The organism is Nocardia aurantia (genome assembly GCF_009604425.1).
Lineage (GTDB): Bacteria > Actinomycetota > Actinomycetes > Mycobacteriales > Mycobacteriaceae > Nocardia > Nocardia aurantia.
Genome location: NZ_WEGI01000012.1, coordinates 250,523 through 274,953 on the forward strand (window position 1 = coordinate 250,523; position 24,431 = coordinate 274,953).

At 69.3% G+C, this 24,431-nt stretch carries 26 protein-coding genes and 1 riboswitch; of the genes, 16 read left to right on the forward strand and 10 right to left on the reverse strand.

The window, feature by feature from the left end; genetic code table 11:
• The first annotated feature begins 235 nt into the window (after window positions 1-235).
• From NRB56_RS27390 to NRB56_RS27400, 3 genes are read left to right on the forward strand one after another with little or no spacing between them, the layout of a single operon-like run.
• Window positions 236-568 carry a hypothetical protein gene (locus NRB56_RS27390; RefSeq protein ID WP_153347115.1) on the forward strand — a complete coding sequence of 111 codons (333 nt, stop codon included), beginning with the start codon at window positions 236-238 and terminating at the stop codon, window positions 566-568.
• Window positions 565-2,409 (forward strand): glycoside hydrolase family 19 protein, encoded by a 1,845-nt coding sequence (locus NRB56_RS40260; RefSeq protein ID WP_319943603.1) that lies wholly within the window; start codon window positions 565-567, stop codon window positions 2,407-2,409. The genes NRB56_RS27390 and NRB56_RS40260 overlap by 4 nt, the downstream gene beginning before the upstream one ends.
• Window positions 2,406-3,575 carry a hypothetical protein gene (locus NRB56_RS27400; RefSeq protein WP_153347117.1) on the forward strand — a complete coding sequence of 390 codons (1,170 nt, stop codon included), beginning with the start codon at window positions 2,406-2,408 and terminating at the stop codon, window positions 3,573-3,575. The genes NRB56_RS40260 and NRB56_RS27400 overlap by 4 nt, the downstream gene beginning before the upstream one ends.
• On the opposite strand, the gene NRB56_RS27405 is transcribed toward NRB56_RS27400, so the two are convergent.
• Complete coding sequence (locus NRB56_RS27405; RefSeq protein WP_319943604.1) at window positions 3,566-3,808, reverse strand: DUF167 domain-containing protein; 243 nt, start codon at window positions 3,806-3,808, stop codon at window positions 3,566-3,568. The genes NRB56_RS27400 and NRB56_RS27405 overlap by 10 nt on opposite strands.
• A gap of 18 nt (window positions 3,809-3,826) precedes the next feature.
• Window positions 3,827-4,291 (reverse strand): tRNA (cytidine(34)-2'-O)-methyltransferase, encoded by a 465-nt coding sequence (locus NRB56_RS27410; RefSeq protein ID WP_319943605.1) that lies wholly within the window; start codon window positions 4,289-4,291, stop codon window positions 3,827-3,829.
• Between the two features lie 146 nt (window positions 4,292-4,437).
• Between NRB56_RS27410 and NRB56_RS27415 the strand changes: the two genes are divergently transcribed.
• Window positions 4,438-4,683: a DUF3017 domain-containing protein gene (locus NRB56_RS27415; RefSeq protein WP_153347366.1), complete on the forward strand. Its 246-nt coding sequence runs from the start codon at window positions 4,438-4,440 to the stop codon at window positions 4,681-4,683.
• Here the strand turns inward: NRB56_RS27415 and metX are convergent.
• Together metX and NRB56_RS27425 are read right to left on the reverse strand one after the other, a co-directional pair.
• A complete protein-coding gene (gene metX, locus NRB56_RS27420; RefSeq protein ID WP_319943606.1) occupies window positions 4,661-5,839 on the reverse strand; it encodes a homoserine O-acetyltransferase MetX in 1,179 nt (392 codons plus the stop codon). The two genes, NRB56_RS27415 and metX, sit on opposite strands and share 23 nt — an antisense overlap.
• Window positions 5,840-5,989: 150 nt before the next feature.
• Window positions 5,990-6,102, reverse strand: a riboswitch (SAM riboswitch).
• Between the two features lie 54 nt (window positions 6,103-6,156).
• Window positions 6,157-6,816, reverse strand: a complete 660-nt coding sequence (locus tag NRB56_RS27425) for a TetR/AcrR family transcriptional regulator (protein WP_153347119.1) — start codon at window positions 6,814-6,816, stop codon at window positions 6,157-6,159.
• Window positions 6,817-6,953: 137 nt separating this feature from the next.
• On the opposite strand from NRB56_RS27425, the gene NRB56_RS27430 reads away from it, so the two are divergent.
• A complete protein-coding gene (locus tag NRB56_RS27430) occupies window positions 6,954-8,450 on the forward strand; it encodes an MFS transporter (RefSeq protein ID WP_153347121.1) in 1,497 nt (498 codons plus the stop codon).
• A gap of 349 nt (window positions 8,451-8,799) precedes the next feature.
• Window positions 8,800-10,017: an NADP-dependent isocitrate dehydrogenase gene (locus NRB56_RS27435; RefSeq protein ID WP_153347123.1), complete on the forward strand. Its 1,218-nt coding sequence runs from the start codon at window positions 8,800-8,802 to the stop codon at window positions 10,015-10,017.
• Between the two features lie 126 nt (window positions 10,018-10,143).
• Here the strand turns inward: NRB56_RS27435 and NRB56_RS27440 are convergent, their stop codons facing one another.
• Both NRB56_RS27440 and NRB56_RS27445 read right to left on the reverse strand, forming a co-directional pair.
• The gene (locus NRB56_RS27440; RefSeq protein WP_153347125.1) at window positions 10,144-10,611 is read right to left on the reverse strand and encodes a hypothetical protein; all 468 of its coding nucleotides are present in this window, start codon (window positions 10,609-10,611) and stop codon (window positions 10,144-10,146) included.
• Window positions 10,612-10,719: 108 nt separating this feature from the next.
• Window positions 10,720-11,565: an alpha/beta fold hydrolase gene (locus tag NRB56_RS27445; protein WP_153347127.1), complete on the reverse strand. Its 846-nt coding sequence runs from the start codon at window positions 11,563-11,565 to the stop codon at window positions 10,720-10,722.
• 91 nt (window positions 11,566-11,656) lie between these two features.
• Between NRB56_RS27445 and NRB56_RS27450 the strand changes: the two genes are divergently transcribed.
• The 7 genes from NRB56_RS27450 (at window position 11,657) to NRB56_RS27480 (ending at window position 16,796) form a co-directional block, all read left to right on the forward strand.
• Window positions 11,657-12,448: an exodeoxyribonuclease III gene (locus NRB56_RS27450; RefSeq protein WP_319943607.1), complete on the forward strand. Its 792-nt coding sequence runs from the start codon at window positions 11,657-11,659 to the stop codon at window positions 12,446-12,448.
• The gene (locus NRB56_RS27455) at window positions 12,445-12,906 is read left to right on the forward strand and encodes a ribonuclease domain-containing protein (protein ID WP_153347131.1); all 462 of its coding nucleotides are present in this window, start codon (window positions 12,445-12,447) and stop codon (window positions 12,904-12,906) included. Before NRB56_RS27450 ends, NRB56_RS27455 begins: the two co-directional genes overlap by 4 nt.
• Before the next feature lie 31 nt (window positions 12,907-12,937).
• Entirely contained in the window at window positions 12,938-13,423 is a 486-nt protein-coding gene (locus tag NRB56_RS27460; protein ID WP_153347133.1) for a barstar family protein, read from the forward strand.
• Between the two features lie 68 nt (window positions 13,424-13,491).
• A complete protein-coding gene (locus NRB56_RS27465) occupies window positions 13,492-13,785 on the forward strand; it encodes a ribbon-helix-helix domain-containing protein (protein WP_194291007.1) in 294 nt (97 codons plus the stop codon).
• Window positions 13,786-13,831: 46 nt separating this feature from the next.
• On the forward strand, window positions 13,832-14,857 hold the full coding sequence (trpS, locus tag NRB56_RS27470; protein ID WP_153347137.1) for a tryptophan--tRNA ligase: 1,026 nt from the start codon (window positions 13,832-13,834) through the stop codon (window positions 14,855-14,857).
• Window positions 14,858-14,895: 38 nt separating this feature from the next.
• Entirely contained in the window at window positions 14,896-15,912 is a 1,017-nt protein-coding gene (yhjD, locus tag NRB56_RS27475) for an inner membrane protein YhjD (RefSeq protein WP_153347139.1), read from the forward strand.
• Between the two features lie 143 nt (window positions 15,913-16,055).
• The gene (locus tag NRB56_RS27480; RefSeq protein ID WP_153347141.1) at window positions 16,056-16,796 is read left to right on the forward strand and encodes a proline-rich domain-containing protein; all 741 of its coding nucleotides are present in this window, start codon (window positions 16,056-16,058) and stop codon (window positions 16,794-16,796) included.
• Window positions 16,797-17,034: 238 nt separating this feature from the next.
• Here the strand turns inward: NRB56_RS27480 and NRB56_RS27485 are convergent, their stop codons facing one another.
• The gene (locus NRB56_RS27485) at window positions 17,035-18,351 is read right to left on the reverse strand and encodes a D-alanyl-D-alanine carboxypeptidase family protein (protein ID WP_153347143.1); all 1,317 of its coding nucleotides are present in this window, start codon (window positions 18,349-18,351) and stop codon (window positions 17,035-17,037) included.
• A 129-nt stretch (window positions 18,352-18,480) separates the two neighbouring features.
• Between NRB56_RS27485 and NRB56_RS27490 the strand changes: the two genes are divergently transcribed.
• Both NRB56_RS27490 and NRB56_RS27495 read left to right on the forward strand, forming a co-directional pair.
• Window positions 18,481-19,989, forward strand: coding sequence for an MFS transporter (locus NRB56_RS27490; RefSeq protein WP_227838391.1), 1,509 nt, complete (start codon window positions 18,481-18,483; stop codon window positions 19,987-19,989).
• Complete coding sequence (locus tag NRB56_RS27495; protein ID WP_227838392.1) at window positions 19,979-20,593, forward strand: acyl-CoA-like ligand-binding transcription factor; 615 nt, start codon at window positions 19,979-19,981, stop codon at window positions 20,591-20,593. Before NRB56_RS27490 ends, NRB56_RS27495 begins: the two co-directional genes overlap by 11 nt.
• A 3-nt stretch (window positions 20,594-20,596) precedes the next feature.
• Here the strand turns inward: NRB56_RS27495 and NRB56_RS27500 are convergent, their stop codons facing one another.
• Window positions 20,597-21,472, reverse strand: a complete 876-nt coding sequence (locus tag NRB56_RS27500; protein WP_153347147.1) for a phenylalanine 4-monooxygenase — start codon at window positions 21,470-21,472, stop codon at window positions 20,597-20,599.
• Between the two features lie 108 nt (window positions 21,473-21,580).
• On the opposite strand from NRB56_RS27500, the gene NRB56_RS27505 reads away from it, so the two are divergent.
• Window positions 21,581-21,775, forward strand: coding sequence for a hypothetical protein (locus NRB56_RS27505; protein WP_153347149.1), 195 nt, complete (start codon window positions 21,581-21,583; stop codon window positions 21,773-21,775).
• A gap of 59 nt (window positions 21,776-21,834) precedes the next feature.
• On the opposite strand, the gene NRB56_RS27510 is transcribed toward NRB56_RS27505, so the two are convergent.
• Entirely contained in the window at window positions 21,835-22,602 is a 768-nt protein-coding gene (locus NRB56_RS27510; RefSeq protein WP_153347151.1) for a succinate dehydrogenase iron-sulfur subunit, read from the reverse strand.
• Window positions 22,602-24,416, reverse strand: a complete 1,815-nt coding sequence (gene sdhA, locus NRB56_RS27515) for a succinate dehydrogenase flavoprotein subunit (protein WP_153347153.1) — start codon at window positions 24,414-24,416, stop codon at window positions 22,602-22,604. Before sdhA ends, NRB56_RS27510 begins: the two co-directional genes overlap by 1 nt.
• Window positions 24,417-24,431 lie beyond the last annotated feature (15 nt).

Consider the following 24,431-nt stretch of genomic DNA (forward strand, 5'->3'; position numbering starts at 1 on the left):
TCCCATCGGTGGGACCTGCGGCCCCGTCCTACGCGAGGGTACCGGGTCCACAGAAAAGACCAATTGGTTCTTATTCTCTCGCACCCGCTTCGGGAAGCCGCACCGCGTTCTGCGGTGCGTCGCGGCAGTGTCGCCGCGCTACGGGTGCGGCTGTGCGAAGGCTCGTGACAGCCGTCGGTGGTGGTGGTTACGGTCGCGGCATCGAACACCACTCGAAGAACGCGAGGGGGGTTGCATGTCCGGTTCGAATATCTCCGATACCTGTGTCGTCGGCGTCGATGCCGACGCGGTACGGCGGTTCGGCGCGGTGGCACGGCGTGCCTTCCGGGAGATCGACAACGCGGCCGAGACGGCGTGGGAGGTGCAGGCGCTGGTCGCCGATCTGGTCCCGCACAGCTCGCTGGCCGGAGTCTGGTGCGAATCCGCCGATGCCGCAGCCGATCTCGTCCGGCGCAGCGCGCAATGGTTCGCCCGGCTCGCCGACCACACCGAGATCGCCGTCGAGGGCTACGCGGCCGCCGACCGGGCGGGGGCGGGCGCGCTGCTCCGGTTGGAGGTGCGGTGGTGACACCTCCACGAATGCCACCGCCTCGCTCGGTGATCGAGGCGTGGCGGGCCCTCGAGGCCGCCCTCGGCCTGCGCGCCCTGTTCGACCGATCGCTGGGCGATATGGAAAGCCTGTCCGGCGCGGTGCGCGCGGAATGTCGCCGCCTCGACGGTGGCGGCTGGCGGGGAACGGCATACGACGCCGTGCTGGACCATGTGGAGGCGGCGCACCGCCGCAACCAACTGCTGTGGGATCAGCTCGAGGCGCTGCGCGACCGGGGTGCCGGCGCTCTGACCGACCTGCACTACACCGCCCTCGCCGCCCTCGACTACGCCGCCGACGCCGAGGCGGCCGGCTGTACGGTGGCCGACGACTGGACCGTCACCGCCGAACACCCCGCCGTCGCCGGCGAATGGTCGGAGGTGCTCGCCGAGGCGCTCACCGCCGTCACCCGCGCCGCCGACCGCGGCCGGGCCGCCATTCTCGGTGTGAGCAACGAATTCCGTTGTCTGGCAGCCATGTTCGGCCTCCATACCGCGGTCGACCTCGCCGCCGGTGAGTCTCCGGAGGCCGGTGCCACCACTCCCGCCCCGCCTTCCGCCGGCCCGACGAGCACGACCGGCCCCGGGGAGGAGGTCGGTGCGCCTGCCGCTGCCGAACTCTCGAATACCGGCACAGCGCTCGACACCACCGGGACATCCGGAAGCATCGTGCCACCGGCTGCCGGCGACACCCGCGGTATTGCTGGATTGCCGGGCGCCGGGCAGGTCGCGGATCCGGAGGAGAACGACGGCTCACGGGCGGCCGAGCGAACGGACGATGCGGAGCCCGCGCTGGACCCGGTCGCCGCCGGAGGATCGGGCGCTGGTGCCGAGATATCCGGGCGGACAACGGCGGTCGAGGACGATCGCTCGTCCGGTACCGGGGACACGTCGGATGCACTGACGGGTCGCCCGCCGGAGCCGTTCGGCGGCAACGACATCCGACCGGCAGGACTCGATGACGAATCGGACGGCGTGATGGCGGTGTCCCGGTCCGCGCAGGGCGAACGCGACGCCACCGGCTACGTCGAACCCGGCGACCTGAATTCGATCGATCTCCGATCCGGCGACCCCGACGAATCGGTAGTCATCGGTCCGGAGCCACCGGAGGAAGCGGTGTGTGCCGAGAACGACTCTGCCGTCGACCGATTCGCTGACGAACCCGGTGACCAGGACGAGACGGGTGCGGAACCTCCTGCCGCCGACGAATGCGGCATCGGAACGTTCGGCATCGCCGCCGCGACCGCGTGGCACACCGGTCCGGCGACCGGCCCGGCCGTCGGTGTCACGCTGGACCAGCTCACGGCCATCATGCCGGATCTGTCGTTCGAGCGGGCGGCGGAATATCTGCCGGCGCTGAACGCCGCCATGCTGGAGGGCGGTATCACCACGCCGTTGCGGCAGGCGGCATTTCTGGCGCAACTGGCGCACGAGAGCGGGCAGCTGCGATATTTCGAGGAATTCGGCGACGACGGCTATTTCAGGCAGTACGACCCGGGGCAGCCGAACGCGGCGGCCGGCAACACCGCGCCCGGCGACGGCCCGTTGTTCCACGGCCGCGGACCGATTCAGCTGACCGGCCGCGGCAACTATCGCGACGCCGGACTCGCCCTCGGGCTGGATCTGGAGGGCGATCCGGGTTCGGCGGCCCGGCCGGATATCGGATTCCGTGTCGCGCAATGGTATTGGAATTCCCGGGCGATCAACGCGCTCGCCGATCTGGGTGATTTCTCCGCTGTCACCGCCGCCGTCAACGGGGGCTACAACGGCCTGGCCGAGCGGGAGAGCTTCTATCGGCGCGCGCTGGAGGTGCTCGGATGATCGGCACTCGGGCGCTCGGCCGGCTGTATCCGTTGTCCGCCGGGTGGTTCGCGGGCGGCCGGTGCGCTGTCGTGGTTTCGGCGATCGTCTGGCTGGTGTTCTCCACCGGTTGCGCGCTACGGCTGCCGATTCCGGTCGCCGCGGGTTCGGCGGTGGCGTTGCGGGGCAGCGTGGCCGCCGGTCCGCCGGAGCGCTCGTTCGTGTTCCGTTCCGGGACAGAGGTTGTACTGGCGACTCGGGATCGGGTGGTCGCCAGGCATCCGGGGCATTACGCCGATGCCGGTTTCACCCGGGACAATTCGCACATCTACGCGTTGGACGCCACGGGCACGGTGCGGGCGGTGGAGGCTCGCGGTGGCGCGATGCTGCCGGGCTCGATCGACTGCCGCTGCGATCGGGTGTTTCCGTTGCACGGTACGACCGTCGGCTGGTGGCGGCCGCCTGGCGACTTTCTCCAGGCCGACCTTCACGAACCGAATCCGGTTGTGCGCGTGACGATATCGCTGCCGGCACCGCCGGACCCGATCGCCGCCGGCAATCTGCTGGGCGCCGTCCGACTGCTCGCCGCCGACGACCGGACGCTGGTGCTCGCCGAGACCGAGTCGCCGCCGGGCGCGAGCTGGGGCCTGACGCACCTCTTCTCGGCCGACCCGGAAACCGGTGCCGTGCGCCCCCTGGGCCGGGTCGACGGCGTCAACACCGCGATCGATCGCGTCGCGTTGCACCCGTCGGGTGGGGAGCTGGCCGTGCCCGGCTACCAGCGCGACGGGAAGACCTGCGGCGCCGCACGATTGCTGTGGATGGAGTTGCCCGGGCCCCGGCCGGAGCGCCTCGACCTGCCGCCGGACACCGGCTGCTCGGTCCTGATCGACGTCCGCTGGGACGCGGGGGAGCTGACCGTCGCCCGATTGCAGTGGCAGCCGGGTACTCCGGATCGGCCGAGCGCCGCGATGGTCTGGTCCCGGCGCGGTGCCGGCTGGGAGCGCCGCGGTGGCGACGATGTGCTCCGTCACCTCGCGCTGACGCCGTCCGCCACCGTCCAGTTGCGGCGCGGCGATCGGGATCGGGTGCACACCGAGCACGCCGGCGAGCTGGTTTTGGCCGCCGACGACGAGATCCGGGTACTGGCACACGACGTGCTCGACGTCCGTGTGCCCTATCCCTGAGTGAGGCCGTCGATCTCGAAGCGCTTGAACCGGGAGGTGGCCCCGGCGGTCAGTCGCACCGCGCTCTTGGGTACGCCGAAGTGCCGGGCCAGCGCCTCCGCGGCCGCCCGGTTGGCCTTACCCTCGACCGCCGGGGCACGCACGTACACCCGCAGCATGCCGTCCTCCAGCGTCTGCACCAGCGGTCCCTTACCGCTGTTCGGCTTGACGACCACCCGGATCACCGTCGGCACGGGCGGTTCCGATCGGCGTCACAGCCCACCCGGGAACCCCAGTTGCCGCCACGCCTCGTACACGGCGACCGCCGCCGCGTTGGACAGATTCATCGAGCGCCGGCCGGGCAGCATCGGGATCCGCACCCCCTCGGTGACGCGGGCGTCGGCCAGCACCTCGTCCGGCAGCCCGGTCGGTTCCGGTCCGAACAGCAGGGCGTCGCCGCGGCGGTACTCGACGTCGGTGTAGCGCCGGGTGGCGTGCGCGGTGAACGCGAACACCCGTCCCGGTTCGATCGCCGCCCAGGCGGCCGCCAGATCCCGGTGCACCGTCACCGACGCCAGATCGTGGTAGTCCAGCCCGGCTCGTCGCAGCTTCGGCTCGGACAGATCGAATCCGAGGGGTTCGATCAGATGCAGCCCACATCCGGTGCCGGCGGCCAGCCGGATCGCGTTACCCGTGTTCGGTGGTATGCGAGGTTCGAAGAACACCAGATGAAGCACGCGGGCAAGTATCCCCGGCGGCTCCGCGGCCGAGCGACCCGGCCCGATCCGAACGGGAATGCGAGAATCGGAGCGTGACCGAGACCCCTGCCACCCTGCCGTCGCGCTCCGCAGCAGTCGGGCGGTTCTTCCGCACCCACCTGCCGATGTCGCTGGTGGTGGCAGTGCTGGTGGTCGCGATCGTGTTCGTCGCGCAGGACCGGTGGCGGCGCGGCGCGTTCTTCGTCGGGGGCGCGATCCTGCTGGCGGCCGTGCTGCGGTTGTGTGTCCCGACGGCCCGGGTGGGCCTGCTGGCGGTGCGCAGCAGGCCCTTCGACATCGCGGCCTACGCGGTGCTCGGCGGCGCCATCGTGACGCTGGCCGCGACGATCAGCAGTCTGGGCGTCGACTGACCGTGTCGCCCCGGGCGGAGCGGGCCAGGTCCATTGTCTGGACCAGCAGCTTGCCGACCGCGGTGGTCTCGGTGAGGAAGCCGTCGTGCCCGTCGCGGGAATGGACGACCTCCAGCCCACGGCAACCGGGCAGCAGATCCGCCAGCTCCTGCTGGGTGCGCAGCGGGTACAGCCGATCGGAGTCGACACCGCCCACCACGCACGGCACCGGTGTGCTCGCCAGCGCGGCCTCGACGCCGCCGCGGCCACGGCCCACGTCGTGCCGGTTCATCGCCTCGGTGAGCAGGACGTAGGTGGCCGGATCGAATCGGGCGACCAGTTTGTCGGCCTGATGCTCCAGGTAGCTCTGCACGGCATAGCGACCGCCGCTCCAGGGATCCTCGTCGTCCTGGGCCCGATTCTCGAACCGATGATCCAGCTCGAATTCGGTGCGATAGGTGAGATGCGCGATGCGGCGGGCCAGACCCATCCCGGTCCGCGGTGCGCGGCCGGTGCCGTGATAGTCGCCACCCTGCCAATCCGGGTCGGCGGTGATGGCCGCGATCTGGGTGGTCTGGGTGCCGATCTGGTCGGCGGTCGCGCGCGCGCCGACGGCCAGGATCAGTGCCGCGCCGACGCGCTGCGGATACCCGACCATCCACTCCAGCACCCGCATGCCGCCCATGGAGCCACCGACCACCGCGGCCACCCGCTCGATGCCCAGCAGGTCGGCCAGCGCCACCTCGGCGGTCACCTGATCGCGGATCGAGATCTCGGGAAACCTTGTGCCCCAGGGCTTTCCGTCCGGTGCGAGACTCGCCGGCCCAGTGCTGCCCTTGCAGCCGCCGAGCACATTGGTGGCGATCACACACCACTCGTCGGTATCCAGCGGGGCACCCGGTCCGACGATCCCGTCCCACCAGCCCGGCAGCGCGTGCAGGCCGTCCGGCGCGCCGGCCACGTGCGAGTCGCCGGTGAGGGCGTGCTCGACGAGCACCACGTTGTCCAGGTCCGGCGACAGCTCACCCCAGCGTTGTACGGCGAGAATCGCGTCGGGGACGACCGCCCCGGTCTCCAGCCGGACATCCCCCACGGGAATGGTGACCAGGGTGCCGTCGGCGGGCGGTAGCACGGCCGCGGCGGGTCGGGAGATCCGTGCGTCGCTGTCCACGGTCACCGTGCCGCCACCGCGCCGGACCGGGAATATGCCGCAGCGAACGAGAAGTCACGCACCCCTTCGATGGTAGCGAGGCGGTGGCGAACGCCCGAAACGCCGGCCGACCAGCCGAAATCGGGCGCAGTGGGGTTACTCATGGTGGTGCTCCTGACATCGCGCTTGCTCCCGGTCTTCTCGGAAGCCGGGTCATCACCCGGAGCACCCCACCGCAACTGGAGGGTTGCCGACCAGCGAGCCGGGGCTTGGCGCTGGCGCTCATGACCTGTCTTGGATGGTATCGGATCGCGATCCGGTGGTGTTAGACGGTTGCGCCGGGGTTACTCGGAGGTGGCCATCGGCCGCGCGCAGACCAGCTTGAATTCGTCGTAGGCCGCCTGCACGGCCTGGATCATGAGGTCCTTGGCCGCGGCCGGCTTGCAATCGGCCAGGGCGGTGTCGCATTCCATGCCGGTGCGGATGATCGCGTGCCAGGTGGCGGCGATCAGGCGCACGGTCAGCGATTCGGCGTCGAGCCCGAGCCGCTCGCCGATGGCCGCGTTGAGCTCGGCGGTCTTGGTGTCGACGAAGTCCATGCTGCGCGAGCGCACCGCGGCGCTGGCGCGCATGATCCGCTGCATCTGCTGGAACCACGCGAACGGCAGGGCCTCGTCCGTGGTGCTGAGTTCGGCCACGGCGAGGTGGGCATCGCGCAGCGCGAGCAGCTCGTTGCCGGTGATCGGCTGGTTGCGCAACTCGGCGGCGACGCGCCGGCCCCAGTCCTCGGTCGGGGCGAGGACGATGTCCTCCTTGAGCTCGAAGTACCGGTTCACCGTGCGGGGCGAGACGTCGGCGGCATCGGCGATCTGCTCGACGGTGGTCGCCTCGAAGCCCTGACTGTCGCAGAGCTGTAGCGCTACTTCGATGATCCGGCGCCGGGTCTGCTCCTTCTTGCGTTCACGCAGACCGGCCCGGGGCTGACAGGAGGAGGAGCCGAGCATCTACGCATTCTAACTCCGTGTTACGAGTTCATGACCAGAGTCGCCAAATGTCGCAGTGCGACATTTTTCTCTTGACGCCATTTGGCTTGCGGTGACACGATGGCCTCACCTTGCTTCCTACTCAGGAGTTCTCCCCCATGACCGACCTCGGGATCGCAGAACACGAATCCCCGGCCACCGACGCCGAGCGCGGTCGCTCGACTCGGTGGTGGGCTCTGGGCGTGCTCGCCCTGGCTCAACTGATGGTGGTGCTGGACGCCACCATCGTCACGATCTCATTGCCCTTCGCCCAGCGTGACCTGCACATCAGCGACGGCGACAAGCAGTGGATGCTCACCGCCTACACGCTGATCTTCGGCGGTCTGCTGCTGCTCGGCGGCCGCCTGGCCGACTACCTCGGCCGCCGCCGGATGTTCCTCGTCGGCCTGGTCGGCTTCGCCGCCGCCTCGGCCCTGGCCGGGCTGGCCCAGAACGCCGCCGAACTGTTCGCCGGCCGGGCCCTGCAGGGCGCATTCGCGGCCGTGCTGGCCCCGGCGGCGCTGTCGCTGGTCTCGGTGACCTTCACCGAACCGCGCGAGCGGGCGCGGGCCTTCGGTGCCTTCGCGGGTGTGTCCGCCGGTGGCGCGGCCATCGGCCTCATCGTCGGCGGCGCGCTCACCGAATACGCCGACTGGCGCTGGTGCCTGCTGGTCAACACCCCGGTGGCGCTGCTGGCCCTCGTCGGCGCCTTCGCCTTCGTCATCCGGGACGTGCCCACCCCGCACACCGGTGGCTACGACGTGCCGGGCGCGGTGACCGTCACCCTCGGCCTGATCTCGATCGTGTACGGCTTCAGCCGCGCGGCCGAGGACGGCTGGCTGGCGTCGAGCACGCTCGCGCTGCTGATCGTCGGTGTCGCACTGCTGGCGGCGTTCGTCGCGATCGAGCGGCGTTCGGCCAGCCCGCTGCTGCCCTTGCACATTCCCGGCGAGATCAATCGCGGCGGTTCGTACCTGGTGGCGCTGCTGGTGCCGATCGCCATGTTCGCCATGTTCATCAACCTGAGCTACTACCTGCAGGTCACCCTCGGGTACAGCTCGCTGAAGGCCGGTGTCGCGTTCCTGCCGTTCCCGATCGGCATCATCATCTCCGCCGGGATCACCAGCACGCTGCTGCCGCGCATCGGTCCGCGGCCGCTGATGATCGCCGGCGGCATCCTGGGCATCGCCGGACTGGTCTACCTGGCCCAGTTGCACTACGGCGCCGGTTTCGCCGCCAGCGTGCTGCCGGCCATCTCGCTGATCGCCCTCGGCATGGGCGCGCTGTTCGTCTCGATGCAGACCACGGCCCTGCATCAGGTCGAGGACGAGGACTCCGGCGTGGCCAGCGCCCTGCTCAACGCCGCTCAGCAGGTCGGCGGCGCCATCGGCACCGCCCTGCTGACCAGCATCTCGGTGCAGGTCGCCGAGCGCTACGCGCGCAACCACCCGGCCATCGACAACGTCGCGGCCCGCGCGGCCATCCACAGCTACGACGCGGCCTTCTACATCGGGGCGGGCTTCTTCGCGGCGGCCATCGTGATCGTGGCGCTGATGATCCGGGACAAGCCGGAGAACCTGCTGGAGGGCGCCGAGCACGTCTCGGTCGGTGTCTGATATCTCACACTCCGGCGGTGCCGGGTGCCGGTTCGCGGCACCCGGCACCGCCGTGTGACGTCCACCGTCCCGACCCCGGGCGGAACGGTCGTCCGCCGCTGTTATGCATACTTGGTATGGAAGTATGCGTGACCTGCGCCACCGCGCTGGGGCGATGGGCCGGTCCCGGGAAGGACCGCCCCCTGGAAGTGAGACACAGCGCACCAGTACGCTTGTCTTGTTTAAGCACCGCAAGTCTCGTGGACAGCGCGGGACGTATACGTTGTCGTTGAACAGCCGGGGTCCGCTCACAAGCGTGTTCGCCTGGCCTGTGCAATGGGAGCACCTTCCTAGGAGGACACGAAGATCCATGTCCAAGATCAAGGTTGAAGGCACCGTCGTCGAACTCGACGGCGACGAGATGACCCGGATCATCTGGCAGTTCATCAAGGACAAGCTGATCCACCCGTACCTCGACGTGAACCTCGAGTACTACGACCTCGGCATCGAGTACCGGGACAAGACCGACGACCAGGTGACCGTCGACGCGGCCAACGCCATCAAGCAGCACGGCGTGGGCGTCAAGTGCGCGACTATCACGCCGGACGAGGCCCGGGTCGAGGAGTTCGGCCTGAAGAAGATGTACCGTTCGCCGAACGGCACCATCCGCAACATCCTCGGCGGCACCATCTTCCGCGCGCCGATCATCATCTCCAACGTTCCGCGACTGGTTCCGGGCTGGACCAAGCCGATCATCATCGGCCGCCATGCCTTCGGCGACCAGTACCGCGCCACCGACTTCAAGGTGCATCAGGCGGGCACCGTCACCGTCACCTTCACCCCGGAGGACGGCAGTGAGCCGATCGTCCACGAGGTCGTGAAGATGCCGGAGGACGGCGGCGTCGTGATGGGTATGTACAACTTCAAGCAGTCCATCGAGGACTTCGCCCGCGCGTCGTTCAACTACGGCCTGCAGCAGAACTACCCGGTGTACCTCTCCACGAAGAACACCATCCTGAAGGCCTACGACGGCATGTTCAAGGACACCTTCCAGGAGGTCTTCGACGCCGAGTTCAAGCCACAGTTCGACGCGGCCGGTCTCACCTACGAGCATCGGCTCATCGACGACATGGTCGCCTCCTCGCTGAAGTGGGAGGGTGGCTACGTCTGGGCGTGCAAGAACTACGACGGTGACGTGCAGTCCGACACGGTCGCGCAGGGCTTCGGTTCGCTGGGCCTGATGACCTCCGTGCTGCTGACCCCGGACGGCCGGACCTGCGAGGCCGAGGCCGCGCACGGCACCGTGACCCGGCACTACCGCCAGCATCAGCAGGGCAAGCCCACCTCCACCAACCCGATCGCCTCGATCTTCGCGTGGACGCGGGGCCTGGCGCACCGCGGCAAGCTGGACAACACCCCCGAGGTCATCGGCTTCGCCCAGACCCTGGAGGACGTGGTCATCAAGACCGTCGAGGACGGCCAGATGACGAAGGACCTGGCGTCGCTGGTCGGCGGCGATCAGGGCTACCTGACCACCGAGGAATTCCTCGGTGTGCTCGACGCCAACCTGGCGCGCGAGCTGCGCTGAGACGCGCAGGCCCGTCACCCACCGTCCGATGCGACCAGTCGGTGTGCGGCGAGTCGATCCCGGGCACCCGCCCCCACCGTCCCCGGTGGCCGCGGGTGCCCGAACTGTTTCCGGCCCGCCGGCCTGTCACACCACGGGCGGCGGCCCGGACAAGGTCTCGACGAGCTGATCGAGGTGCACGGCGAGCCGTTCGAGTTGCCGGTCGATCCCGTCGAACCGCGCATTCATCCCGTCGAGACGTCTGTCGATCCCGTCGAATTGCGCATTCATCCCGTCGAGACGTTGGTCGATCCCGTCGAACCGCGCGTCCATCCCGTCGAGACGTTTGTCGATCCCGTCGAACCGCGCGTCCATCCCGTCGAGACGTTTGTCGATCCCGTCGAATCGGCGACTGTGCTGGCGCAGGGTAGCGGTCAGGATGCCGAACTGCTGGCCGTTGGTCTTCGCCTGACGGTGCAGGCGCATGTCCAGGCCCCGGATGGCGGCGTGGGCGAGATGCGCCGATTCGTTGGTGTCGGCGACCAGGTAGTACAGGTCGTCGACGTCCGCGCGGAGTTGACCCGGGCGCTGGCTGTGATGTGTAGGACTCCCCATGGGCACCAAGGTAGTCGGCGGCCCGGCAGCTATCGATCGGATTGCCCGGCGGATGTGGAAGCCTGTGGACAACTTCGGGAGTGTGGAAAACCGTTGTCGCGCGCGGGTTCACACCGCGCGTAGGTGACCGCGGCTGGCGTAGATGTGTTCCGCGATGAGAGTGGCGACGCGGTCCGGTGCCTCCAGCATCGGCACATGGCCCACGCCGTGCACGAGGATGCGGTCGGCGGATTCCGGCAGCTCCCGCAGGAACAGTTCGGCGTAGCTGCGATTCGGGATCACCCGGTCGTGTTCGCAGAGCAGCAGGCGCACCGGCGTTTCCAGCGCCCCGACGTCCGTGACGCCGGGTGTGCGCAGGCCTTTGAGCAGCATCGGCACCATCGCCGGGCAGTGCACGGCGGCGGCGATGGCCGCCTCCACCGCCGCACGCGGCACCGCGGTGGTCCGATGGCTCAGCGCCAGCGCGGCGAAACTCCGTGCGGGCGGGCTGAATCGCAGTCCGGAACCGAGTAATTTGCCCAACTCCACGATCGGCAGCAGCGACAGGAACTTCAGTCCGACCCGTAGTTGCAGCAGTGACGGCGTGTGCCACCCGCCGGCCGGCGCGATCGCGGTGAGCGTGCGCGCGCGACCGCGGCGCGCCAGTTCGAAGCCGATCCAGCCACCCAGCGAATTTCCCGCGATATGGCAGCTGCGCCAGCCCAATTCGTCGAGTTGCCGTTCCACCCGGTCGGCCAGGATGCGCACGTCGAGGGTGCGGGTCTCCGGCTCGGGCCCGCCCCAGTGCCCGGCGAGCGCCGGTGCGAACACCTCGCAGGTGCCCGACATCCGTTGCGCCACTTGCTCCCAGCAGTGCGGCGAGAGCATGAACCCGTGCAACAGCAACAGCGGATCGCCGGATCCGGTGTGCAGGGCGGAGATCGGAGTGGGGGCGGCGGCGGTACGCGACATCATTGTCGTGACCCCTTCCTGGTGTGCGCCGATCCGGTGGCGCGACCGCGGTGTCCACAGGAAAAGTGTCCGACCTGCATTGTACGGTCGTAGGGTGCCCCCCATCATCATCTCGACCATCAACGTGAACGGAATCCGCGCGGCGACGGGTAAAACGGGCAAGGGGATGCTCGAATGGCTCGCGGCCACCGAAGCCGATGTGGTCTGCCTGCAGGAGACCCGGGCCACCGACGCGCAGACCCGGGCGGCGCTGGCGCCGGCGCTGACCCAGGGCTGGCACCTGGCGCATGCGGAACCCGGCGCGAAGGGCCGGGCCGGTGTCGCGATCCTGTCCCGGCGGGAGCCGCGGGCGGTGCGAATCGGCTTCGGCAGCACGGAGTTCGACGGCCTGGGCCGCTACGTCGAGGCCGAATTCGACGAATTGACCATCGCCAGTGTGTATGTGCACACCGGTGAGGCCGATACGCCGTTGCAGGAGGAGAAGTACCGCTTCCTCGCCGGTCTGGGGGCGCACCTGAAGGCACAGCGGCGCGACTTCGTGATCAGTGGCGACTGGAACGTCGCGCACACCGAGCTCGATATCAAGAACTGGAGGGGAAACGTGAAGAACGCGGGCTTCCTGCCCGGCGAGCGGGCCTGGGTCGACGAGATCCTCGCCGCCGGCTACGTCGACGTCGTCCGGAAACTGCACCCGGACGTCCCGGGACCGTACAGCTGGTGGTCGTACCGCGGCCGCGCGTACGACAACGACGCGGGCTGGCGCATCGATTACCAGCTGGCCCGCGGCGCGGTGGCCGAGCGGGCGAAGCAGGCGGTGGTGGAGCGCGCACCCAGTTACGCGCTGCGCTGGTCCGATCACGCCCCGGTGACGGTGCAGTACCGATGAAGTTCTCCGGCAAGGGTTTTCGTAGCGCGGCCGCACTGCTGGGGCTGCTGGTCGTGGTGGTGGCCGGATTGCTGGTGGCCCGCGGCGAACATCATTCGGCGAATCCGTCGGCCGGACCGGCGCCCGCGATCACGGCCGGGACCATGTCGGCGGCGCCGATCACCGCGCACCTGGCGGGTGTCCCGGACCGGGTCTACCGGACGCTGGACGAGATCGACGCGGGCCGCTGGCCCGGTTCCGCGAACGCGCCGGGCACCAAGGGCGGTGACCACTGGATGAATCGGGGGAACCAACTGGCCCAGCAGGATTCCGCGGGCCACGCGATCACCTATCAGGAATGGGACGTGAACCCGAAGAAACCGGGGCAGAGCCGCGACGCGGAACGCATCATCACCGGCAGCGACGGTTCCGCGTACTACACCGGTGACCACTACAAGACGTTCACCTGGTTGCGGTGAGCCGGAAGGCGATGCGGTGACGAGCGTTTCGATGACCTTGGCGCAGTTTCTGGCCGGTCCGTCCACCCGGTTCGCGGCCGTCGCCGGGTCGCCGGACCATGGCCGCGCCCCGGCGCTGGGCGCGCTGGCGGTCGACGCGGGCCGGTTCAGCGGGGTGCGGTACCGGGTTCCGGACGGGTACGTCGCCCGGGAGTTGCGCGGCACCAGGATGCGCACGCTCGCAGGCGTTTTCGACGAGTTCGCGGCCGCCTTCCAATTCCCGTACTACTTCGGCGAGAACAAGGACGCCTTCGACGAATGTCTGCGTGATCTGGACGAATTCGTGGGTTCCGCCGCCGGATACGTGGCGCTGATCCGCGATTCGGGCGAGTTGCTCGCCGAGGAGCCGGGGGAGTTGCCCTGGTTCACCGCCGCCACCTCGGACGCCGCGGCCTACTGGTCCGGCAAGGACGCGGTCTATCGCGCGGTGTTGCAGGGTAGCTCGCCCGCGGCGGGCGCCGTGACCTTGACGGTGTGACTGTGAGATACGTCAATCGACGGCCGATCCGCGCATAACCGAGGCCGGTCGCGGGGAGGATGGTGGCCGTGAGGCTGACGGTGACTCTCGATTCCGACGTCGTGGAACTGCTCGAGCAGGCCGCTCGCGCCGGCGGCCGATCGAAGAAGCACATCGTCAACGAGGCGTTGCGGCAGTTGCTCACCGGCATCGCCGCGCCGGTGCCGGAACCCGCGGAACCGGCGCCGCGGCCGGTGTTCGAGCCCCCGGCCCCGCGGGTCGCCGACCGCTCCGATCAGGACGCGCTCAACGCCGCGCTGGCGCACTATTTCGGGCTGCCCGCGCCGCCGCCGCGGCTGCATCTGATCAAGAGCGAGCGCTGACCGGCACCCGGGAAAACCCGTTGCCGGGTCATGGGAAGATCGGGGCATGTCCAGTCCTGCACCCACCGGCGAGCGCAAGCAGCGGGTCCTGTCCGGGATCCAGCCGACCAGTGATTCCTTCCACCTCGGCAACTATCTCGGCGCGCTCCAGTACTGGGTGACGTTGCAGGACGACTTCGACGCCCTCTACTTCATCCCGGACATGCACGCCATCACGGTCCAGCACGATCCGAAGGCGTTGCGCGCCCGCACCAGGGTCTCCGCGGCCCAGTTGCTGGCGCTGGGTATCGACCCGAAGCGGTCCACGCTGTTCGTACAGAGTCAGGTCCCGGAGCACGCCGAACTCACCTGGGTGCTCAGCTGCCTGACCGGTTTCGGCGAGGCGAGCCGGATGACGCAGTTCAAGGACAAGTCCGTGAAGCAGGGCGCGGACAACGCGACCGTCGGCCTGTTCACCTACCCGGTCCTGATGGCGGCCGACATCCTGCTCTACCGCCCGCATGTGGTCCCGGTCGGCGAGGATCAGCGTCAGCACCTGGAGCTGACCCGGAACCTGGCCCAGCGGTTCAACACCCGGTACAAGAAGACCTTCGTGGTCCCGGAAGCGCACATCGTCTCCGGCACCGCCAAGATCTACGACCTGCAGGATCCGACCTCGAAGATGAGCAAGTCGGCGGCCAGCGACGCCGGCCTGCTCAGCCTGCTCGACGATCCGGCGGTGTCGGCGAAGAAGATCCGTTCCGCGGTGACCGACACCGAGCGCGAGATCCGCTACGACCCGGAGACCAAACCCGGGGTCAGCAATCTGCTGGTCATCCTGTCCGCGCTGACCGACACCCCGATCGTGACGCTGGAACAGGACTACACCGGCAAGGGGTACGGTGACCTCAAGAGCGACGTGGCCGATGCCCTGGTGGAGTTCGTGACGCCGTTTCAGGCGAAGGTACGAGGGTATCTGGCAGATCAGGGCGAACTCGATCGCATCCTCGCCGCCGGTGCGGAACGCGCGCGGGAGATCGCCGGCAACACCCTCGCGCAGGTGTACGACCGGGTGGGTTTCCTGGCTCGGTGACGCCGCTCCGCGGGGCCGAAGGTTTCCGGGAGGTCGGGTTGTTGAGCAGGCTCCGCGCGCGGGTCACGGCCCTCGTGCAGCAGCGGCCCTGGCTGGATCATGTGGTTCGCGCGGGTAACCGCTACCAGCGGCAACGCGCCGACTACTACGCGGCCGGTCTGACCTATTACACCGTGCTGGCGATGATCCCGCTGCTGATGGTCGGTTTCGCGGTGGCCGGTTTTGTGCTGTCGCGCAATCCGGATCTGCTCGCGGAGTTGCAGAGCCGGATCGTGCGGAACTTCCCGGGTTCGCTCGGCGGCCAGCTGAACGATGTCGTCGACGAGGCGGTGCGATCCCGCACCAGCGTCGGCGTGCTGGGCCTGCTGGGCGCCGGCTACGCCGGGCTGGGCTGGATGGCGAATCTGCGGGCCGCCCTCGGTGAGTTGTGGGAACATCCTGTGCCGCTGGGCAATTGGTTCGGTTCCAAGTTCTCGGATCTGCTGGCGCTGCTGGGTCTCGGGGTGGCGAGCCTGCTCTCGGCCGGACTGTCCGCGCTGGCGGGCAGCGAACTGGGGCGGGACCTGCTGAGACTGGTCCGTCTCGACCACGCGCCCGGCGTGAACGTGCTGCTCACGGTCGCCTCGCTGCTGGCCGCGGTGCTGGCCTCCTGGGCGGTGTTCGCCTGGGTGATCGCCCGGCTGCCCCGGCAGCCGGTGCGGCTGGTCAGCGCGGTGGAGGCGGCGCTGATCGCGGCCGTCGCCTTCGAGATCTGGAAACAGATCGCGTCCTTCTATCTGAAGCGGGTGCTGACCAGCCCGGCCGGCGTCGCCTTCGGCCCGATCATCGGCCTGATGCTGTTCGCCAACATCACCAGCCGGATCATCCTGTTCGCCACCGCGTGGGCGGCGACGGCGGCGGACGGCGCGCCCGAGCCGGCGTCCCCCGATCCGACTCCCGTGGTGATCTCGCCGCGGGTCCGCGCCGGCCTCACTCCGTCGGCCGGTGCGGCGCTGTTCGGCGCGGGCGCGGTGGTGGGTCTGCTGGCCCGATTGCCCCGCCGGGCATCGCGGTGATCGCGGAGCCGTAATCGCTTCGCGCACTGTCACATAAGCGACATTCGGTGCATTGCGAACGACCGACCAGCACGGTAGCGTTGCCGACTCGTGAGGCGACGGCAGCGAGCGCCGCGCCCACGACGAATCCAGCGAGGGGATCGATGACAGTTCCATCCGGCTATCCGCCGTCGGGGTCCGGCGGGCCGCAGTGGCAACAGGTTCCGCAGTCGCCTGCCCAGGCGCCCACGGGCTACGCGCCACCACCGCAGCCGGGTTATCCGCAGGCCCCGCCGCCGCAAGGGGGCTATCCGGCCGCGCCGCCGCCGCGGCGATCGCCCAAGGTCGGCGCCTGGATCGCGCGAATCGTGGGCATTCTGGTCGTGATCGGGATCGCGGTGGCCTGGGGCGTGCTGCGCGACCACGGCCACAGTGGCGACAAGTCGTACGACACGATGAACACCGCGAAGGTCGGCGACTGTGTCGCCTTGAGCGGCAGCACCTTCGACGTGAAGGTCGCGAAGATCTCCTGCGGCGATCCCGCCACCATGTACAAGGTCGGGGCGGTGTCCGACGGTTCGGGCGCCTGCCCCGGCCCGGACTACGAGTCGGTGACCACCTCCGGCGGCCACCGCAACACCAAGATCTGCCTGGAACTCAATGTGCAGCAAGGTGATTGCGTCAACATCGACAAGTTGTCGGCGTCGTCGAAGAAGGTCGACTGCGCCACCGCGGCGGGCGCCGGCAGCTCGATCGGGACTGCGAACTACATCAAGATCGACCGCGTCATCGACGGCACCACCACCCGGACCGCCTGCGGTGCGGACTACACCGAGAACGACACGATCGTCTACCTCCAGCCCAACCCGCGCGTGTTGTGCCTGGTGAGCCCGGAAGACAACTGATCGACGCGGACGGCCGCCGCGCTCCGGAAATCCGGGGCACGGCGGCCGTCCGGCTGTGCACCCACGGAATCGCAAGGGGCAGCAGCGATTCCGTCCCGGTCCGGATCCTGGATGAACGGCCCGGCGGTTTCGACGCCGGGCGCGGCAACCAGGCGCCCGGCGCTCCTCCACTCCATCATCGCCGCGGCCGCGGCGCGAGATTTCGGATCAGCGCGATCCGATCGCGGCGCGGGTGGCGTCAGCGCCGGCGACGCCCCCGGCCCGACACCCACCACGCCGCGATCACCAGGCCCAGCGCCACCAGGATCCCGCCCGCCAGGATGTAGGTGGGCAGATCGTCGTGGGTCGGCGTGTCCTCGTCGCCGGGCTGGTCGGAGTCGTGCGGCGGCGGCGAGGCCAGCGTCACGCTCGGGTTGGCGCTCCCGGACCGGCTGCTGTCCGGCAGCGATCCGACGTAGGCGTCCGGCGGAAAGGCGAAGGCCCATTCCAGCAGGCGGGCGGCCTGTTCCGGCGGCCGGATCGGCAGCACGTCGGCCTTCAGCAGCGTGATGACCAGGCGGCGGCCGCCACGCTCGGCGGCGTTGACGAAGGTCTGCCGCGCGTCGTCGGTGAAGCCGGTCTTGCCGCCCAGATCGCCGTCGAAGTCGTAGAGCAGCCGGTTGTCGTTGGCGATGACGAAGCCGGGATGGTCCTTGTCGCCCGGGATCTTCGGGTCGGCCGGGAAGCCGGGGAAGTCGGCCTGCTCGGTGTGGATCAGCTCGGCGAAGGTCGGGATGGTCATCGCCTCGCGGAAGATCGTCGCCAGATCGTACGGCGAGGTACTCATCCCCGGGCCGTCCAGGCCCGCGGGGGTGGCAGGGCGGGTGTCCATGGCGTGCAGCCGCTCGGCCTCGGCGCGCATCTTCGCCACCGTGGCGTCCACGCCGCCGAGTTGCATCGCGATGGCGTGCGCGGCGTCGTTGCCGGAGCACATGATCAGCGCCTGCATCAGCTGCTTGTTGGTGTAGCGGCCGCCGGGCCCGATGCCGACTCGGGTGCCCTCCGCGTTCGCGTCCTCCTGGGTGCCGGTCACCACCTTGGTCAGGTCCAGGCTGCGCAGCGCGACGATCGCGAGCAGCGTCTTGATCGTGGAGGCGGGCCGGTACCGGCCGTGCGGGTCCTTGGCGGCCAGCACCCGGCCGCTGTTCAGGTCGGCGATCACCCAGCCGGTGGCGGAGATCTCGGCGGGCACCGGCGGCACGCCGGGCGGCAGCACCACACCGCACTGGCCCAGCTTGGGACCGCCGATCGGCGGCGACGGCACCGGCAGCGGGGTCGGGGCCGGATCACCGGGCGCGGGCACCTCGGAGGTGTCGATCGGCGGGGGTGGCGACACCTTGTTCGGGCAGTCGTCCGTGTTCGGCGTGGTGAACGGCGGGGTGGCCGCCGGCTGTGCCCCGGCCACCGCGACATCGAGGCCGGTCCCGGCCGTGCCGCAGAAGATGCCGGCGACCAGTGTCGCGGCGGCGAGCGTGCGTAGTCGGCGGGGGCGGCGCCGAGGGGTGCGGGTGCTCATCGCCTTGGAGCTTAAAGCGCGGGCCGCCACGCCGCTGTCCCGCATTGATTGACACGCCGCCGGTTGACAGTAAATGCAAAACGAGAGACTCTTCCATATAAGAGAAGCATCCAAATGATTGGAACTAGCATGAAGATGCCGAGCCCTCGCTGGCTGGCCCTCGGAGCCCTGGCGCTGGCCATGCTCACCATCGGCCTCGACACCACGGTGCTGACCGTGGCGCTCCCCACCATGGCCCTCGACCTGAACGCGAATACCGCTGCGCTGCAATGGTTCACCGCCGCCTACACGCTGGCGCTGGCCGCGCTGATGATCCCGGCGGGCGCGCTCGGCGACCGCTACGGCCGCAAGCGTTTCCTGTTGTTCGCGCTGGCGTTGTTCGGCGTCGCCTCCGCCGCCTGCGCGCTGTCCACCACCGCCGCCGAGCTGATCGCCGCGCGCGCGGTGCTCGGCGTGGCCGCCGCGGCGATGATGCCGCTGTCGATGTCGGTGCTGCCCAGCATGTTTCCCGAACCGGCGGAACGGCAACGGGCGCTGACCATCTGGGTCACCTCGACCGCCATCGGGCTGCCGCTGGGCCCGATCGTGGGCGGCTATCTGCTGCGCGACTTCTGGTGGGGCTCGGTGTTCCTGATCAATGTGCCGCTGGTGATCATCGGCCTGGCCGCGGTGGCCGCGCTGGTGCCGGAATCGCGCAGCGCGCAGGCCTTCCGCATCGATCTGGTCGGCGTGGTCCTGTCGGTGATCGGGATGACCGGGCTCACCTACGGCTTCATCCGGCTCGGCCAGGGCTGGGGCGACGGGCTCGGCTGGGGCGTGGTCGCCGCCGGGGTGGCGGTGCTGGCCGGATTCGTGGCGTGGCAGCGCCGCACCGAGCATCCGCTGATCGACCTCGGACTCTTCCGCAATCGCGGATTCGCTTGGGGCACAGTCCATATGATCGTCATCAACTTCGCGATGTTCGGGCTGTTCTTCACCGTGCCGCAGTACTTCCAGGCGGTGCTCGGTGTCGACTCGCTGGGCAGCGGCCTGCGTCTGCTGCCGTTGATCGCGGGCCTGCTGGTCGGCACCCGCGTCACGGACCGGCTGCTGCCCCGGCTCGGGCTGCGGGGGGTGCTGCCCCTGGGCTTCGCGATCCTGGCCGCGGGCCTGGCGCTCGGCGCGCTGACCAGCGCCGGTACCGGCTACGGGTACACGGCGGTCTGGATCACGCTGCTCGGCGCGGGCATGGGCCTGGTGATGCCCGCCGCGATGGGCATGGCGATGGGTGAACTGGACGCCCAGCGCGCCGGCACCGGTTCGGCCCTGCTGCAGGCGCTGCGGCAGGCCGGCGGCACGATCGGCGTCGCCATCCTGGGCACCGTGCTGGCCACCCATTATCGCTCCGGCCTGGGCGATGACGATCGTGCCCCGATCTCCGACGGCGTCAACGCCGGTGTCGCGGTCGCGCGGAAGTTGTCCGACGCCGCCCTGCTGGACCAGGTCCGGACGGCCTTCGTGGACAGCATGGACCTGATGCTCTGGGTCTGCGCGGCCCTCTGCGTCGCCGGTGCGATCCTGGCCGCCGTCTTCACCCGATCGCCGAAGCCCGCCGCCGGGCAGCCGGTGGATGCGGGAGAATCGGTCCATGTCGGCTGACTCGAAGGCAGCGCCTCCGCAGGCTCATCCCGGTCCGTCCGGGATGAGCCTGCGGGAACGCAAGAAGGAACGGACCCGCCGGACCATCCGCATGGAGGCGTTCCGGTTGTTCCGGGAGCGGGGCTACGCGGAAACCACGGTCGAGCAGATCGCCGCCGCGTCCGATATCTCGCCGAGCACGTTCTTCCGGTACTTCCCGTCCAAGGAACAGGTGGTCCTGGTCGACGACCTCGACCCGATCCTGATCCGCGCGCTGGAGGAACAACCGCTGGACCTGTCCCCGCTGGAGGCGTTCAAACGCGCCGCGACCGCCATCTATCACTCGCTGAACGCCGAGGAGTTCGCCTTCGAACAGGAACGGGTGCGGCTGGTCTACGGCGTCCCCGAGCTGCGCGGCGCGATGATCTACGAACTCGATCGCACTCGCGAGTTGATGGCCGGGCTGGTGGCCCGCCGCACCGGCCGGTCCGCCGATTCGCTCGAGGTCCAAGCGTTCTCGGGCGCGGTGATCGGCGCGCTGACGATCGTGACCGACGGCGGCGAACTCGACCTCGATCGCATGGTCGCGATCCTGGAGTTCCTCCAGGCGGGGATGCCGCTCTAGCGGTCAGTGCGCGACGGCCGGCACGGAATCGTCGGTCATCGCCGCGAAGAACCCGCCCACCACGTCCTCGAGCTCGGCGATCGATTCCGCGCAGTACAGCACCGGCTGATAGTGCGTGATGTCGTACACCGCGGTGCCCATCTCCGCGATGTTCAGCGGCCGCAGCTCGGCGCGCCGGAACTCCCCGATCTCGCCGTACGAGGACAGCAGCCCGGCGCCGTAGCACCGCACCTCGCCGTGCTCGCGGACGACGCCGAACTCCATCGAGAACCAGAACACGTTGGCCAGGAAGTGCAGTGCCGCGTCGGTGCGCAGCCGCGCGACCGCCGCACCCACCTCGGCGTAGATCGCCGCGAACCGCGGGCTCGCCAATTGACCGGCGTGCCCGATGATCTCGTGGATCGCGTCCGGTTCGGGCGTGTAGAGCGGGGCCGAATGATGGCGAATGTACTGGGTGGAGTGAAAGATCCGATCCACGAACGAGCCGAAGAACTCGCGCAGCGGCACCAATCCCGCCGCCGGCACGTACCGGAACCCGCTCAGCGGCATCAACGCCGCCGACACCTCGTCCAGTTGCGGGATCCGATCGGACGGCAGCCGTAGCCGCGCCTCGTGGGCCAGCACCTCGGTGGCCGCGTAGCGCGCGTGCTTACGCCGCAACTCGGCGGAGACAATCCGCCAGACCTCGTGCTCCTCGTCGGTGTAGTCGATGCGGGGCAGCGAACGCCCAGGACGGTAGTCGAGCGCCAGGGCGGCGATGGCGTCGCGGCGGGCCCGGTACTCCGGGTCACGCACGCCGGGATGCTCGTCGCTCAGGTGCACCCGCACACCGTCGGTACCCGTGGTGACCGGCGAGTACAACTGCGCCTCCTCGAACATGACTCGATGCAAGCACTGTGGGGCGCATCCGACAACGAACCACGCGCGAACTGCGCAAACTGCCCAGCACAGCTCCCCGGAACGGGCGCGAACCACGACAATCGTCCGGTGGTGCGTTTCGGATGCTGGCTGACCCTGTTCGGTGTCGGCTTCGTGATCCTGGACGTCACCGGTACCCACCCCGCGGCCCTGTCCTGGGTCGATGACCGGCAGCCCGGCCTCGGCGTGGTCTGCACCCTGCTCGGCCTGACGGTGATCGCCGCGGACCTGATCACCGACCGGTTCGACGACGACGAGCATTGAGCCACGAAAAGGGCCGCCTTCCCGAAAGGGGAAGGCGGCCCGTGGTTTTCGGCGCCGGATCAGCGGGCGAACAGCAGCGCGCGCTTGACCTCGGTGATCGCCTTCGTCACCTGGATGCCGCGGGGGCAGGCGTCGGTGCAGTTGAAGGTGGTGCGGCAGCGCCAGACGCCCTCGACGTCGTTGAGGATGTCCAGGCGCTCCTGAGCGGCCTCGTCGCGGCTGTCGAAGATGAAGCGGTGCGCGTTCACGATCGCGGCCGGGCCGAAATAGCTGCCGTCGTTCCAGTACACCGGGCACGAGGTGGTGCAGCACGCGCAGAGGATGCACTTGGTGGTGTCGTCGAAGCGGTGCCGGTCGGCCTGGGACTGGATGCGCTCCCGGGTCGGCTCGTTGCCGCTGGTGATCAGGTACGGCTTCACCGCGCGGAACGCGTCGAAGAACGGCTCCATGTTCACCACGAGGTCCTTCTCCACGGGCAGGCCGCGGATCGGCTCGACGGACATGGTCAGCGGCTTACCGCTCTTCGGGAGCAGATCCTTCATGAGCACCTTGCACGCCAGCCGGTTCACGCCGTTGATGCGCATGGCGTCGGAACCGCAGACGCCGTGGGCGCAGGAGCGGCGGAAGGTGAGCGTGCCGTCGAGGTAGCTCTTGATGTAGATCAGCACGTTCAGGAAGCGGTCGGTCGGCAGCACCGGCACCTGGAACGATTCCCAGCGCTCGCCGCGGCCGTCCTCCGGGTTGAACCGGGCGATCTTGACGGTGATCAGGGTGGAACCGTCCGGGACCGGGGCGGCCTTCTGCGGTGTCTCGGCAACGGCAGTCATCAGTACTTACGCTCCATCGGCTCGTAACGGGTCTGCACGACCGGCTTGAAGTCGAGCTGGATCTCGGCGAGGAGGTTCGCCGGGGCGCCGGGCTCGACCTGCTTGTACGCCATGGTGTGGCGCATGAAGTTGACGTCGTCGCGGTTCGGGTAGTCCTCGCGGGCGTGGCCGCCGCGCGACTCCCGGCGGTTCAGCGCGCCGAACACGGTCACCTCGGCCAGCTCCAGCAGGAAGCCCAGCTCGACGGCCTCGAGCAGATCGCTGTTGTAGCGACGGCCCTTGTCCTGCACCGTGATCCGGCCGTACCGCTCCTTCAGCGCGTGGATGACGGTCAGCATCTCCTTGAGGCTGTCCTCGGTGCGGAACACGCCCGCCTTGTCGTCCATCTCGATCTGCATTTCGGCGCGGATGTCGGCGACCCGCTCGTTGCCGTGGTCGGACAGCAGCCCGGCCAGCCAGTTCTGCACCATCCCCGCCGGATTCTCCGGCAGTTCGGTGAACTCGGCCCGCTCGGCGTACTCGGCGGCGGCGATGCCCGCGCGCCGGCCGAACACGTTGATGTCCAGCAGCGAGTTGGTGCCGAGCCGGTTGGCGCCGTGCACGGATACGCACGCGCACTCGCCGGCCGCGTACAGGCCGGGGACGACGTCGGTGTTGTTGCGCAGCACCTCGCCGCGGATGCGGGTCGGGATGCCGCCCATCGCGTAGTGGCAGGTCGGCATGACCGGCACCGGCTCCTTCACCGGGTCCACGCCCAGGTAGGTGCGGGAGAACTCGGTGATGTCGGGCAGCTTCTCCTCGAGCACGTCCTCCCCGAGGTGCGTCACGTCGATGAGCACGTAGTCCTTGTTCGGGCCCGCGCCGCGGCCCTCGCGGACCTCCTGCACCATCGAGCGGGCCACGATGTCGCGCGGCGCCAGATCCTTGATGGTGGGGGCGTAGCGCTCCATGAACCGCTCGCCGGAGGAGTTGCGGAGGATGCCGCCCTCGCCGCGCACGGCCTCGGAGATGAGGATGCCCAGACCGGCGAGGCCCGTCGGATGGAACTGGTGGAACTCCATGTCCTCCAGCGGCAGGCCCTTGCGGAACACGATCGCCATGCCGTCGCCGGTCAGCGTGTGCGCGTTGGAGGTGGTCTTGTACATGCGTCCCGAACCGCCGGTGGCGAAGATGATCGCCTTGGCGTGGAACACGTGCAGATCACCGGTGGCCAGCTCGTACGCGACCACGCCGGTCGCGACCGGGCCGCGATCGGTGTCGGTCAGCATCAGGTCCAGCACGTAGTACTCGTTGTAGAACTCCACGTCGTGCTTGACGCAGTTCTGGTACAGCGTCTGCAGGATCATGTGGCCGGTGCGGTCGGCGGCGTAGCACGCGCGGCGGACCGGCGCCTTGCCGTGATCGCGGGTGTGGCCGCCGAACCGCCGCTGGTCGATGCGGCCCTCGGGGGTCCGGTTGAACGGCAGGCCCATCTTCTCCAGATCGAGCACCGCGTCGATGGCCTCCTTGGCCATGATCTCGGCGGCGTCCTGGTCGACGATGTAGTCACCACCCTTGACCGTGTCGAAGGTGTGCCATTCCCAGTTGTCCTCTTCGACGTTGGCCAGCGCGGCGCACATGCCGCCCTGGGCCGCGCCGGTGTGGCTGCGGGTCGGGTACAGCTTGGTGAGCACGGCGGTCCGCACCCGGGGGCCGGCCTCGATCGCCGCGCGCATGCCCGCACCACCGGCGCCGACGATCACCACGTCGTACCGGTGTTCCTGGACGGGACGAGACCCACCGGTTTCGATGGTTCCTTCGCTTCGCTCGCTCATCGCGGTGGCCTGCTC

Excerpts from the sequence above, each read along its gene's own strand:
- NRB56_RS27390 (WP_153347115.1), top strand. The coding sequence starts at position 236 with ATGTCCGGTTCGAATATCTCCGATACCTGTGTCGTCGGCGTCGATGCC.
- NRB56_RS27400 (WP_153347117.1), top strand. The coding sequence starts at position 2,406 with ATGATCGGCACTCGGGCGCTCGGCCGGCTGTATCCGTTGTCCGCCGGG.
- NRB56_RS27415 (WP_153347366.1), top strand. The coding sequence starts at position 4,438 with ATGTCGCTGGTGGTGGCAGTGCTGGTGGTCGCGATCGTGTTCGTCGCG.
- NRB56_RS27425 (WP_153347119.1), bottom strand. The coding sequence starts at position 6,816 with ATGCTCGGCTCCTCCTCCTGTCAGCCCCGGGCCGGTCTGCGTGAACGC.
- NRB56_RS27430 (WP_153347121.1), top strand. The coding sequence starts at position 6,954 with ATGACCGACCTCGGGATCGCAGAACACGAATCCCCGGCCACCGACGCC.
- NRB56_RS27435 (WP_153347123.1), top strand. The coding sequence starts at position 8,800 with ATGTCCAAGATCAAGGTTGAAGGCACCGTCGTCGAACTCGACGGCGAC.
- NRB56_RS27440 (WP_153347125.1), bottom strand. The coding sequence starts at position 10,611 with ATGGGGAGTCCTACACATCACAGCCAGCGCCCGGGTCAACTCCGCGCG.
- NRB56_RS27445 (WP_153347127.1), bottom strand. The coding sequence starts at position 11,565 with ATGATGTCGCGTACCGCCGCCGCCCCCACTCCGATCTCCGCCCTGCAC.
- NRB56_RS27455 (WP_153347131.1), top strand. The coding sequence starts at position 12,445 with ATGAAGTTCTCCGGCAAGGGTTTTCGTAGCGCGGCCGCACTGCTGGGG.
- NRB56_RS27460 (WP_153347133.1), top strand. The coding sequence starts at position 12,938 with ATGACCTTGGCGCAGTTTCTGGCCGGTCCGTCCACCCGGTTCGCGGCC.
- trpS (WP_153347137.1), top strand. The coding sequence starts at position 13,832 with ATGTCCAGTCCTGCACCCACCGGCGAGCGCAAGCAGCGGGTCCTGTCC.
- NRB56_RS27480 (WP_153347141.1), top strand. The coding sequence starts at position 16,056 with ATGACAGTTCCATCCGGCTATCCGCCGTCGGGGTCCGGCGGGCCGCAG.
- NRB56_RS27485 (WP_153347143.1), bottom strand. The coding sequence starts at position 18,351 with ATGAGCACCCGCACCCCTCGGCGCCGCCCCCGCCGACTACGCACGCTC.
- NRB56_RS27490 (WP_227838391.1), top strand. The coding sequence starts at position 18,481 with ATGAAGATGCCGAGCCCTCGCTGGCTGGCCCTCGGAGCCCTGGCGCTG.
- NRB56_RS27495 (WP_227838392.1), top strand. The coding sequence starts at position 19,979 with ATGTCGGCTGACTCGAAGGCAGCGCCTCCGCAGGCTCATCCCGGTCCG.
- NRB56_RS27500 (WP_153347147.1), bottom strand. The coding sequence starts at position 21,472 with ATGTTCGAGGAGGCGCAGTTGTACTCGCCGGTCACCACGGGTACCGAC.
- NRB56_RS27510 (WP_153347151.1), bottom strand. The coding sequence starts at position 22,602 with ATGACTGCCGTTGCCGAGACACCGCAGAAGGCCGCCCCGGTCCCGGAC.
- sdhA (WP_153347153.1), bottom strand. The coding sequence starts at position 24,416 with ATGAGCGAGCGAAGCGAAGGAACCATCGAAACCGGTGGGTCTCGTCCC.